The organism is Acinetobacter sp. I-MWF (genome assembly GCF_025433935.1).
In the GTDB taxonomy this organism is placed as follows: Bacteria; Pseudomonadota; Gammaproteobacteria; order Pseudomonadales; family Moraxellaceae; genus Acinetobacter; species Acinetobacter guillouiae.
On the sequence record NZ_JAMBAR010000001.1, the window covers coordinates 2,287,194 to 2,299,118 of the forward strand.

General features: G+C 38.0%; 10 protein-coding genes. 5 read left to right on the forward strand and 5 right to left on the reverse strand.

What is annotated here, in order from left to right:
• Positions 1 to 19 precede the first annotated feature (19 nt).
• Entirely contained in the window at positions 20 to 1,204 is a 1,185-nt protein-coding gene (locus M2R48_RS10630; RefSeq protein WP_262086080.1) for a TerD family protein, read from the reverse strand.
• Positions 1,205 to 1,569: 365 nt separating this feature from the next.
• Here M2R48_RS10630 and M2R48_RS10635 point away from each other — a divergent pair, with 365 nt between their 5' ends.
• From M2R48_RS10635 to M2R48_RS10655, 5 genes are read left to right on the forward strand one after another with little or no spacing between them, the layout of a single operon-like run.
• Positions 1,570 to 2,526 carry an ATP-grasp domain-containing protein gene (locus M2R48_RS10635; RefSeq protein WP_262086081.1) on the forward strand — a complete coding sequence of 319 codons (957 nt, stop codon included), beginning with the start codon at positions 1,570 to 1,572 and terminating at the stop codon, positions 2,524 to 2,526.
• A gap of 5 nt (positions 2,527 to 2,531) precedes the next feature.
• Positions 2,532 to 3,653 (forward strand): phosphoribosyltransferase domain-containing protein, encoded by a 1,122-nt coding sequence (locus M2R48_RS10640; protein ID WP_262086082.1) that lies wholly within the window; start codon positions 2,532 to 2,534, stop codon positions 3,651 to 3,653.
• Positions 3,643 to 4,422: an HAD family hydrolase gene (locus M2R48_RS10645; protein ID WP_262086083.1), complete on the forward strand. Its 780-nt coding sequence runs from the start codon at positions 3,643 to 3,645 to the stop codon at positions 4,420 to 4,422. Before M2R48_RS10640 ends, M2R48_RS10645 begins: the two co-directional genes overlap by 11 nt.
• A complete protein-coding gene (locus M2R48_RS10650; RefSeq protein ID WP_262086084.1) occupies positions 4,415 to 5,581 on the forward strand; it encodes a cysteine protease StiP family protein in 1,167 nt (388 codons plus the stop codon). The genes M2R48_RS10645 and M2R48_RS10650 overlap by 8 nt, the downstream gene beginning before the upstream one ends.
• Positions 5,578 to 6,504, forward strand: a complete 927-nt coding sequence (locus M2R48_RS10655) for an HpcH/HpaI aldolase/citrate lyase family protein (protein ID WP_004821613.1) — start codon at positions 5,578 to 5,580, stop codon at positions 6,502 to 6,504. The genes M2R48_RS10650 and M2R48_RS10655 overlap by 4 nt, the downstream gene beginning before the upstream one ends.
• Before the next feature lie 27 nt (positions 6,505 to 6,531).
• Here M2R48_RS10655 and M2R48_RS10660 read toward each other — a convergent pair whose 3' ends face one another.
• The 4 genes from M2R48_RS10660 to M2R48_RS10675 form a co-directional block, all read right to left on the reverse strand.
• Positions 6,532 to 8,061 carry a helix-hairpin-helix domain-containing protein gene (locus M2R48_RS10660; RefSeq protein ID WP_262086085.1) on the reverse strand — a complete coding sequence of 510 codons (1,530 nt, stop codon included), beginning with the start codon at positions 8,059 to 8,061 and terminating at the stop codon, positions 6,532 to 6,534.
• 43 nt (positions 8,062 to 8,104) lie between these two features.
• Entirely contained in the window at positions 8,105 to 9,982 is a 1,878-nt protein-coding gene (locus M2R48_RS10665; protein ID WP_262086086.1) for a PP2C family serine/threonine-protein phosphatase, read from the reverse strand.
• 143 nt (positions 9,983 to 10,125) lie between these two features.
• Entirely contained in the window at positions 10,126 to 11,178 is a 1,053-nt protein-coding gene (locus M2R48_RS10670) for a TerY-C metal binding domain-containing protein (RefSeq protein WP_262086087.1), read from the reverse strand.
• A 103-nt stretch (positions 11,179 to 11,281) separates the two neighbouring features.
• Positions 11,282 to 11,917, reverse strand: a complete 636-nt coding sequence (locus tag M2R48_RS10675; protein WP_004821620.1) for a vWA domain-containing protein — start codon at positions 11,915 to 11,917, stop codon at positions 11,282 to 11,284.
• Between the last annotated feature and the right edge of the window lie 8 nt (positions 11,918 to 11,925).

Consider the following 11,925-nt stretch of genomic DNA (forward strand, 5'->3'; position numbering starts at 1 on the left):
TTTAAATATATGTAGTCGATTAATTTTTAGAACCATGTGTCCATCGGAAACCGAAACCATAATGTTCATCTAAATATTTTTGATCTTTAAAATAACGAACTTCTCGGTTGGCTTGTATAGTGCCATTGTTATTCTTTAATTCTACAATAGAACATGTTGTCAATTGATTACCATCCGTCAAATGAACTTCAATTTCAGGTTGGTCTGGGATCTTAATGGTGACCACGCCATCCGTTGCTGCCCATTGCGCAGCACCTTGATAAATATAAGCATAAATCACAATACGTTCAATTTGATCCCACTGATTACCATTAATGTGCAGATTTTCACCCTGTACAGATGAACCAGTACGATCATCGCCATCAAGCTGAATAAATGGTTTGATCTCAAAACGACCAAAACGATTGCCCAACGGTTGTACTAAATCAATTTCACCATTTTTAAGTTGCACCATCGCGCCAAGGTCTAGATCGATTGCACTTGAACCCGATAGTTTCTGAAAAAATGATTGGGATTTGGGTTGGCTTTTATTCCAGTTTAAATTGACTGAAATTTTTCCAAAACCATTACCTTTTTTGCTTAAATTGATGCTTGAGTTGTTTTTATCCAGTCTAATTTTAGACAAATTAATATTTGAATTTGTAGGTGTAGGTGTAGGTGTAGGTGTAGTATTTTTCACTTCATCGGCAATCACAACACCAAAGTTTTCTGCCAATGGCTTTAATCCGCCATTAAATCCTTGGCCAACAAAGCGAAACTTCCATTGGCTGTTATGTAAATAAATCTCTGCAAGGATTAAGGCTTTTTCAGTTCTATTCCGAGTATCCAAATGTGCGGTCGCAATACGCTGTTGTGCTGCATAAAGTTCAATATCAATCGGGACAATATTTCCAATGGTATTTGGTTCATTGATCGTGACACAAATAGCGATTTTTTGAATTTGTGCATCTAAAAGTGCAGTATTGATTTTTAATTTGGTGAGATTTGGATTCTTCGATGACGATTCTAGCAAAACCACACTTTGATTGGGTGTTTGACGTTGCCCATAAAAAATCATGTCCTGATCACCACGCACTTTAAGCGTGCCTTGGGCAAGTAAATACGCCGTAACATCTAATTCAATCTCAGAAGAAAAACCTGTTTTAATACAAATTTCAATATCCTGAGCAGGTATTTGAATATTTCCACCAGCAACCAGCTGCATAAACCCTCCACTTTATAGATATATTATCGCTTTTTGATAAAATGAGTTTAAAATCATACGTTATTCAAATGAAGTTTTTTAAATGAACTTTCTTTATAAAAAACAAATAAAAATAGATGTGTTATGTTTTACCATAAAAATGACTAATCTCAAGTGTTTCAGTGTTTTTTTTCTTGAGGTTTGATTACTTTTACAAAATATTAAAATTAAATATTGTATCACTACGGGGAATTGTTATATTTTCCAGCGCATCAGATTAATCGCTTTAAAAACTTCGTTATTCTTTATAAAAATTTGAGATTAAATTAGCCGTGCTACAGCAATATAAAATTTGGATCGCCGAGTGTTATTCCTGTCAAAATGATATGATTCAATTACTGAAAAGTTCGAGTATATCAAAACAACTGACTATATTTTGTTCTCACAGCCGTAATCGCCCCGAACTTGCCTTAAGTGCTGATGTTTATCTTCAGCAACCTGCCATTTCAAAGAGCGCTGAATGGTTATTAGAACAATGTATTGAACATAATATTCAACTGCTCTTCTGTGGAAAACATAGCCAACATATTGAGCCGTTTAGAGCCCAATTTGAACAACATGATATTCAGTTAATTACTGGTACACTCAGCTTAGAACAGCATGAGTTGATGAACAATAAATATCAGTTTACCTTACATTGCGAAGCGCAAAATTTATCTGTCATTCCTGCGTTATTAGCAAACTCCACAGAAACGCTGAAAAGATCTATTGAAACATTGCAGCTACAACATAGTGAGATCTGCGCTAAGCCTGTTTATGGGGTCTATGGTGCCGGCTTTGTCCGTTTACAGAATCATGTGTCGTACTTTAAAAACTTTAGCTCACCGACCAAATGTAATACTCAGCAATTTATTGAGGCATATAGTCAACAGGAAGAGCCTGTTGAATATCTGATTATGCCTTATTTGGCTGGGCAAGAATGTTCAGTTGATATTGCTTGTAGTCAAGGAAAGATCATTGCTCAAGTAACTAGAATCAAACATGTTTATTTTCAAGAGTGTTTATTGCAACATCCTTGTCATCAAATTTGTATAGATTTAGTCGATTATTTTCAATGTGATGGACTAATTAACATCCAATTTAAACAAGATGAAAGCTTACAATGGCATATTCTTGAGATCAATCCACGCCCTGCTGGTGGTTTTGCTTATACACAACATACGGGAGTCAATTTGATTGCCGAACTGATTGCTGAAAAATTAAATTTGAATTTAGTTCGAGCACCACACCAATCGCCTGTAAAAGCTTTACCGATTGCCCATAGTATAAAATTGGATTTGTAATATAGATGAAGCATATAGATTTAAGTCGTGGGCGAATCACTGTTCAAGTTAACCAACAACATAGCCACTGGGCTTTAGATGATTTATTAGATTTTGCAGAAAGAATTAATCCTAAAAGAGCATTTTTATTTGTTTCCAAAGTATTGGGGAAACATATTCCTGTCGCACCCTCTGTCATGCAGCGCAGTTATAGCGATTTAGCCAGTTTAGTACCTACAGATTTGGCTGGGCCAATCTGTGTCATTGGTATGGCTGAAACAGCCGTCGGTTTAGGTGCTGGGGTTTATCGTGAATTAAAAAAACAACATGGCAAAAATGCGATTTTCTTAACCACAACACGACACCCTGTATCGACTTTACCTACGTTAGGGCTTTTTCTAGAAGAACATAGCCATGCACAAGATCAGTTTATTCTAAGCAGCCATGATCCAGTTAAACATCAGCAAGTGATTGATTCAAAGACTTTGATTTTAGTTGATGATGAAATTTCGACTGGAAAAACCTTTAAAAACCTGATCAATAGTTTAACCAATTCCGGTTTGCAGCAAGTTGAACGCGTGATCTTGGTCACGTTGGTGAACTGGGCCGAACACAACCTTGCAACGGATGAGCTTGATATCCCTGTGGAAGTGGTTTCATTATTGCAAGGGAATTGGCAGTGGCAAGCGAATCAACACAATATTCAGATTAATATGCCCAATGTCAGCTCCACTGAGCAACAGACACAGAAAATTATTGCACCGAATAATTGGGGACGTGAGCCAGGTTATTTAGAATGTACGCCATGGGAACATATTCACATCAATCATCCAGGTGAAAAAATACTTGTGCTTGGTTCAGGTGAGTTTAGTTGGGTCCCTTTTCTTATTGCAGAACAGTTGGAACAACAAGGTGCTGAAACTTATTTTAGTTCAACAACCCGTTCACCAATCATGCAAGGACATGCGATAAAAAGTATTTGCCAGTTTCATGATAATTATGGGCTTAATATTCAAAACTTTGCTTATAACGTAAAGCATCAAGAATTTGATCGGGTGCTTTTGGTGATTGAAACACACCAAAATAGTGTAGACCCAAGTTTGTTTGAACAAATTAAAAATTTGGAAGTGATCAGTTATGAACCCTAAACCTTTAGTCTTTGTCGACTTGGATGACACTTTATTTCAAACTTATCGAAAACAGCAACCAACACCACAACATCAAATGGTGACTACGGATGTTTCAGGACAACCGCTTTCATATATGAGCCCAAAACAACAGTCTTTTTTGAATTGGTTGCTTGAATCTGCTGAAGTTGTGCCTGTGACTGCTCGTTCAGTTGAAGGCTTTAAACGTGTACAAATCCCTTTTCAATATGGTGCGATTTGTTCCCATGGTGGCACGATTCTAGGTCAGAATTTAGCCGTGGATACAGACTGGTTTGATCTTCAGAAACAATATGAAATTCAACTCAATGGCATACTGACTGACTTGCCAGATGCTTTGCATGACTATGCCAAAGATTTGGGTGCAGTCAGAACTTGGACCTTGGTTGAAAATGAACTGAGTATTTATTCTGTTGCAAAGCAAAAGCAAGCTGGTGTGTTATTTTTAGATCAGCTTGTTGAAAAATTACCTAAAACGCTACTAGAACAATGCTATATCCATATCAATGGCAATAATCTGGCGATTATTCCACATCATGTCAGCAAACAAAGCGCGGTTGAGTTTTATATTCAAAAACATGATCCGCAACGGGAACGTATTATTTTAGGTTGGGGCGATAGTCTATCAGATGCTGGATTCCTCAGCTGTTGTGATTGGTTTGGAATGCCGAAAAGCAGTCAGTTGGATAAGTTTCTCAATACACAATTAAGCCATGATTTTGATACTAAAGGATATTTAGGTCATGTCTAATGCATTGATTACACCACTCAATCCAATCTTGAACGAACTTGGCTTTCACGGTTCATATCGTCCCGAAGATGTCACTTTTTTGATGCAGATTGATGATATTGAACCAACCGCAGTTGAAGAAAAAGAATATCTGATCCAGTCAGGAAAAATGCACTATTCACAAATGATCAGTGCTGAACATCCGCCAACGGATGAACAGATGCAACATTATCAGTATGCCTTTGAACAAGGTGCACGGCGTCTTGCCGAAGAAGTTCAAAAAATTGGCAACAGTTTGATGCAACGTTTTCCCAAACAAGAGATTGTTTTGGTGAGCTTGGTTCGCGCTGGTGTTCCTTTAGGTGTATTACTCAAGCATTACCTTGAAAAGCATCAGCCTTGTTATCACTATGGTATTAGTATTATTCGTGATCGAGGTGTCGACTTTGCTGCACTGCAAGCGATTATTGAACAACATGGTGCTCAGAATATCGTTTTTGTAGATGGCTGGACAGGTAAAGGCGCAATATGTAAAGAACTCACAAAAAATCTACAAGATATTCCTGAGCTCTTTGATGAAAATTGGCAGATCCCGCGTTTAGTTACCTTGTCTGATTTGGGCGGGTATTCTTGGTTAAGTGCCAGTACAGATGATTGGTTGATTCCATTTGGTATATTGGGTTCTGTGATCTCTGGATTAACTTCTCGGACGATTCTAAAAGAAACGATTGAACAGCAAGATGCCCGTAAAAATTGCTACCAGACACAAAAATGGCATAGTTGTTTGATCTATGATCAGCTAAAACCTTATGACCTTTCTGTCAATTTTATTGAGCAAATACGACTGTTGATTGAACAAAACCCAACGGATAAACAGGTGAACTGGAACAATCAAATTCGTTTAGCACAACAGCAGCAATGTGCAGAAACGATTGACTGGATTGCAGTACAATATGCAATTCAAAATATTAACCATATAAAACCCAGTATTGCTGAAGCAACACGTGCAGTTTTAAGACGCGTACCTGAGCGAATCTTATTGAAAGACGAATCTAACCCTCATGTACAATTATTATTGCACTTTGCACGTGAGCGAAATATTCCAGTCGATATTTTGGGAACAAAATTAGGTCCTTATCACGCAGCAACATTGATAAAAAAAGTAGAGAAAAACAAATGAAGCCACTTTTACACGCCATTGAGCTTGGCGCGACCATGTATATTCCTGCAACACATGAACAATTGTGGGAAGTTACCCAAGGAATTAAATTTCCGCAGATTAAATCAATTGCGGTATGCCTTGAAGATGCTGTACTTGAATCAGATGTCCAAACGGCGATGGTGAATTTAAAACATTTATTGCAAAGACGACTGGATGAACCCAGTTTAAAAGCCCCTGCCATTTTTATCCGCCCTAGAAATATGGAAATGGCAAAGCACATTGTCGACTGGGATCTAAATCAAACATTTAATGGCATGATTTTGCCTAAGTTTAATGTATTTAATCTAAAAAATTGGATGAATGTATTACCTGCCAATTTGCAATATATGCCAACCCTTGAAACCAAAGAAATCTTTGATGTGGCACACAATATTGAACTTTACCAAGCCCTTAAATATGACTTTCATAAAACATTATGTTTAAGAATTGGTGGCAATGACCTCTTGTCCTGTTTAAATTTGCGTAGACCCAAAAACACCACGATTTATCAAACGCCCGTGGGCATTTTGATTTCACAATTGGCGGGATTATTTATTCCCAATGGTTTTCAGCTGAGTTCGCCCGTGTGTGAACATTTTGAAAATACACAGCTATTGATGCAAGAGCTTGAACAAGACATGAATAATGGAATTTATACCAAAACGGCAATTCACCCTGCTCAAATTGGTCATATTCATCATGCCTTACAAGTTCAACCTGAAGAGTTTCATGAGGCTCAGTTAATCTTAGCCCACGATGCTAAAAGTGTATTTAAATGTCATGGTTCAATGATCGAACCTGCAACCCATAAAAACTGGGCTGAAATGATTTTACTCAGATATAAAACTTTTGGTTTAGTCAAATCATCGTGTTCAACACATGACAAAATATTGGTGGTATAAGCCTTGATTAGTGGTTGAAGCAGCAAATTATGCTTCAACCATTTGTACTACAGCTAAACGACCACCATCTTGTTTAGAAAATAAAATTTGAACACCATCTTTTAATTCAATTTTACCGCCAATCGGGATCTGCGTTTTATTGGTAACATCAGTAAGATCAGGCATATCTTCATTGACCAACCACCATACATCATTATGTAAGACGAAATAGCCTTTTCGCTTGGTCTGTTCTGCGGTCAAGCGTTCATTCGGTGCAATCATATTATTGGTATGCCATGCGTAAATAGATTGACCTGTCCACACCATTAAACGATGATTATCAGGTCTAAAATTACCTTGCTGCCGTGCTGAGTATAAATTGAGAATAGGTAATTTACCTTTAAACGGCGTATGGCAAAATGGACATTCAGGTTTAGTGGAATTATCAAACACATACCACTTTTGACCACAACGGTGATTATGACAAGGCTGAATCAAATCCACTGTTTTAACCAAAGCTGTTTCCCAGTCGTTGGCTGAGGGGCGCTTGGCAGGATCATGTAAACCTTCAACAAAGCTTTTCATAAAGAGCTCAGACAAATACGGTCCAGTCACTGTAAATGGTACTTTTGCAGGATCCCCCCACGGCTGCTGACTGACTTTAAGTTGAGTCGGTTTCACCTGATTACTATGATCTGTTGGGTGTTCAATAAACAGCGCTTTTTCACCCATTCCCAGCGTTTCATCCTTTTGCGGATCATTCATATCATGAATTTTTCCACCTCGTAACGGATGTCGATAGAGCAAATACATATAAATCAATACCGCCAAAGCATGTTTATCTGTCGCAATACTGGGTAAATAACGATCAGGATTGTCTTTGGATAAATGGCTGGTGCGTACCACTTCTGGCGCAATAAAATCAGGAGTACCGACAACGTCTGGTGGGTATTTTCCAGGTACCACCAAACCATCAACGTCGATAACGCTGGCACTCCCAGAAACAGGATCGACCAAAATATTTTTATAAGATAAATCTGAGTGGGCCAAACCCGCAGCATGCATACGGCGTACTGCGCGGGAAATTAGAATTCCTATTTTAAGGTAATTTAGCCAAGTACCTTTTTCTTTATCGTCGAGAAATCTGTTTTGGTTATTTGCACTTGCAAACCATTTTCCTTCTTTTTCTTTACCTTTGATTTGCAGAAAATCATTATTTTTTGAACCATATTCAAAGAAAAATTGTTTTCTATAGGTTGGGGCGGTAATCCCAAGCAAATTATTATATTCAACTAAACCGTCGGGCCAACAGAAAATATTTTTCCAATAATCCCCACCAATCCCATTAAAGATACTTTGCCACTTATTGCCTACAATTTCTTTTAAACGATCTTTTTGCTGCTCAAAGGTGGCTTTAGATTCATAAAATTTATTCTTTTCTTTACTGAAAAAGCACACCACATAACTACGATCAGGTGAAAAATATACATCTTTCATTGCACCTGAACCGATAATTTCATCTACAAATTCTATTTCACGTCCATCAACGGTGGTACATTTAATAATTTTTGCTGACATACTTGTCACCTTACACTATATTTTTCAAATACTTAGATGTTATTTATACAGATATTGTTGAATGCTTATTCCATAATACGGCCATGGTACGATCGTCATGATGCCCAGCTGTAAAGAAATGCATCCATTCCAACAATGCAGTATCAGCTGCTTCATTCTGTAGCAACGGATCCAGTTCACGGTATAAACTTTGCCATTTATCAAAATTGGATAAGCCAGAATCTGTTTCAAATTTTGGATCTGAAATACCATCTGTCATCAACATAATCGCATGGGTATCTTTAAAGCAGCCTATTTTTAAACGGTTTGGAAATTCTGTTGCAATACTCAGATCTAGAAACTTGGTCTGTCCTGCATATTCACCACCATCTGGAACATTCATTAGGCGCACATTGTCCTCGCTATATACTGCGATTGCACCGTCTCCCACTGAGAATGCACTGATAAAGGTTTTGTCAGCTAATTTACATACGACTGCAACCAGCAATGTGGTTGAAAAATCTTTAGTATTTGCTCCAATCTGCTCTGCTTGTAATTTGATTTGGTTAATAATTGATTTATAAATTTCATAATATACATGATGAAACTGCTCATTTAACTTCTTGGCAACTGCAACAGTTTCAGCATCCTGACTGCCCACTTGCCACTTTTCTAAATCAGCAATCAGGCTTTTAACCGTGTGTGGGTTTAAATATTTTTTAAACTCATTTTCAACAATCTCTACCGCAATTCGAGAGCCTTCTCTGGAGTATTGCGCACTTCCCGCACCATCTGCCACAGTCAAGACCGACCAAGGTGTATTGTCAATTAAGGTAATGGAAAAATCGTCATCTCTAAATAAGCCTGCGTGTTCATGTGAACGACCACGACGACTTGCAGCGATAATTTTATAGTCCACGGCATCAATTAAGGCTTGATCCAAATGTGGCTTGCTAAATTTTTGCCCAGACTCAGGTTCAATGACTTTCCATAAACTACGTGGGTCTGCAATGATATTCAACCGACACTGGGCGGAGCGTGTTTCTCCATCAGCGATAAACTGAAAAGAAAATTCGATTGAATCTGCTTGTTGTGGTTCACCATGAATACCTTGTGTGGCTTCATCGAAATAAAAGCTGCTATCTGGAAATTTAAAGCTTTCAGATTTGAACGTTAATTGATTGACATCATGTTGAGAAATCACTGAAATTTGAGATTGATAGTGTTGTCCAACTCGGGCATTTTCAACCTGAAATTTAATGTCTTCATATTTACTTCGTCTAAACACAGATTCGATCTCTAATCTATTCTTCTCAGTTTCAGAAGATATTATTTCAGGGGTTGAGTTTATATTTTCAGAATCGATTGTCGGCTTGATTTCTAAATTGGGTTCAATTGTAGGGGCTGATGTTTGCGCGACTTGATCTGCAACAACTTGCTGTTCAACTTGTAGGATCGGTGCCAGTTGCAATGTTGTGTGAAGATCTAAAGTGATATTTTGCGTTTCGGAAATTGCTCCAACTGAGTTGGTGTTTTCAGATGATGTATGGAGTTGATCCACATTGACTAAAGAATCATCACAATTTTGTTGAATATTTTCATCAAACTTGACTTGGTCATCAACTCTAGCGTGTTGATTGGTTTCTGTTTGCTGATTAAGACCGACTTGCTCTTGAACATTCTTTTGTAGAGTAGCTTGAGTTGTATCCGAGCATATAGTTTCATGCTGAGACTGTGTAGCAGATGCGTTATCCAATAAATCAGCTTCATCGATATTGTTCAAACGCGGTGCAGCTATCTTCACTTTTTCCAATTCATTGATGAGTTTTGAAAGTTGTTTGAGATTTTGCGGATCACTTAATAGAAATTGTAAAAATGTCTCACTGAATTCAGCGGGATTTTGTTCCAAAATCTGCTTTAATTTGCATACATCACTGTCCATTTTACCCTCTACTCATTTTTCTATTCTATTCTATTCGCTTGGTCACTCACCAATCACGATGCACTTAAGCGTTAAGCGATATAGATTTTTAATATTGTTCAATGCAGCAATGCTTCAATAATCTATTCATCAACCGATAAAGCCTAACCTTGCCCACGGGTTAAATCAAAATCTCCATCACCAGACGAGAAACTGATTTGTCGACGACACCACGGGCAAACCACAGATTCCCGATAGCCGTCATAACACATCAAATTACCGCATCCACATACTGCAAAAGCGGTCTCAGAAAAACAATGTGGACATTCAGGGAAACCATCGAGTTCAGCCGTATTGATCTGCTTATTGGATGCGTTATGATCTGACCAAGTAAAATACTCCTCAGATATCGCACTACAGGTATCTAACTTAAAATTATAGATATTGATATTTAAATCAGCTGGACCTTTGTACTGTAAGTTACGTATATATTTGATGATATAAGGTTTATTCATCTTTTGGCAGCGACCCACAAATATCGCACAATGATCATCAGCTTTATTTTTTTGTAGAGATAATGCATCTTTTGCCAAGCGCATATAACGCTCATCAATTGGCAACAGGTCATCTTTTTGTTGATGGCTACCAATACTGATACTTTGTGACACTACAGAGGCTGTGATCCACTTACACAAACCTTTGACATATTCTTGATTGATCTGATCAATTGAAATGGTATTTTCAGTGATCTTACTCAACACTGAAAAATCAACATCTGCACCTAGACCAATGGCGACGACAGTCGCTTTATGCGCATATTTGGTATTCCAACGTTGAATTGCCTGATCATATTCATCGGTTGGACGACCATCAGTAAATATATAGACCATTGGCTTCCAGTCGCCTTTGACTTCACTGGTGGTTTTCATCACATAACGATCAATTTCCTGACCCAAATGATCTAAAGCTTTACCCAAATGTGTCCCACCACCCAAGGGCAAATTAAAATGATTAAAGGCAAATAACTCAGTTAAAGGGACCAATGTTCTGACAATCCCTGCATATGCAATTACTGAAACATATACAGTTTCAAGCGCATAAGGATCTTTCCTTAAACTGCTTAAAATAAATTCCACACCCTCTTGAACTGATTCAAGCGGCTGCCCGACCATTGATTCAGAACAATCGAGAACAAAAAATACCGGTAAACGGCGCATAACTTCACCTACATTATTTTTATCATATTATTCACATATCTAAATCAAACAGATAAGCGCTGATCTATTTGATTTAGTATTTTTATCGTCACATCATATTCAGTTATAAAACCAGCTGAATTTCGGCGGGTGGTGGTGGTAAAGAAATTGAATCGGATACTCCTGCACTACTGCTACCAGCAACCACACTTGCAGAAACCCACTTGAAGAAGCTGGCAAAACTATTTGAGTCCATGGTGTCTAACACAACCACTTGATCCGTCAGTTGTAGCAAAGATTCAGTTTTCGCTTTTGGCCCCGCAGCACAAGCGACAATCGTGGCAAAGTTAAGCTGTTTAATTGTGGGAACGATTTGCTGATAAGCATAGACATCTGAGGGTGAACCATCTGTCATCAAGAACAATAACGGGCGCCAATCACCTTTAACATCATTGCTACTTTTCTGTACATTCTGTTGTACTTCCTGAGCCAGTAATTCCAATGCTGCACCCATAAATGTTGCTCCCACATTGGGTACATCTAGATCGGGAATTTGAACTTGATCTAAAGGGGTAAGCGGTAAATAAACTTTTGCTTCAATATCAAAGGTGATCACACTTAAATACACGCTTTCAAGCGCATAAGGATCTTGCCTTAATGCACTGAGCATCGACTGCAAGCCAACATTCACCGAGTGAATTGGCTCACCACGCATAGAGCCAGATGTATCTAATAAAATATATACAGGTAAACGGCGCATTATATTCT

Excerpts from the sequence above, each read along its gene's own strand:
- M2R48_RS10630 (WP_262086080.1), bottom strand. The coding sequence starts at position 1,204 with ATGCAGCTGGTTGCTGGTGGAAATATTCAAATACCTGCTCAGGATATT.
- M2R48_RS10635 (WP_262086081.1), top strand. The coding sequence starts at position 1,570 with ATGATTCAATTACTGAAAAGTTCGAGTATATCAAAACAACTGACTATA.
- M2R48_RS10640 (WP_262086082.1), top strand. The coding sequence starts at position 2,532 with ATGAAGCATATAGATTTAAGTCGTGGGCGAATCACTGTTCAAGTTAAC.
- M2R48_RS10645 (WP_262086083.1), top strand. The coding sequence starts at position 3,643 with ATGAACCCTAAACCTTTAGTCTTTGTCGACTTGGATGACACTTTATTT.
- M2R48_RS10650 (WP_262086084.1), top strand. The coding sequence starts at position 4,415 with ATGTCTAATGCATTGATTACACCACTCAATCCAATCTTGAACGAACTT.
- M2R48_RS10655 (WP_004821613.1), top strand. The coding sequence starts at position 5,578 with ATGAAGCCACTTTTACACGCCATTGAGCTTGGCGCGACCATGTATATT.
- M2R48_RS10660 (WP_262086085.1), bottom strand. The coding sequence starts at position 8,061 with ATGTCAGCAAAAATTATTAAATGTACCACCGTTGATGGACGTGAAATA.
- M2R48_RS10665 (WP_262086086.1), bottom strand. The coding sequence starts at position 9,982 with ATGGACAGTGATGTATGCAAATTAAAGCAGATTTTGGAACAAAATCCC.
- M2R48_RS10670 (WP_262086087.1), bottom strand. The coding sequence starts at position 11,178 with ATGCGCCGTTTACCGGTATTTTTTGTTCTCGATTGTTCTGAATCAATG.
- M2R48_RS10675 (WP_004821620.1), bottom strand. The coding sequence starts at position 11,917 with ATGCGCCGTTTACCTGTATATATTTTATTAGATACATCTGGCTCTATG.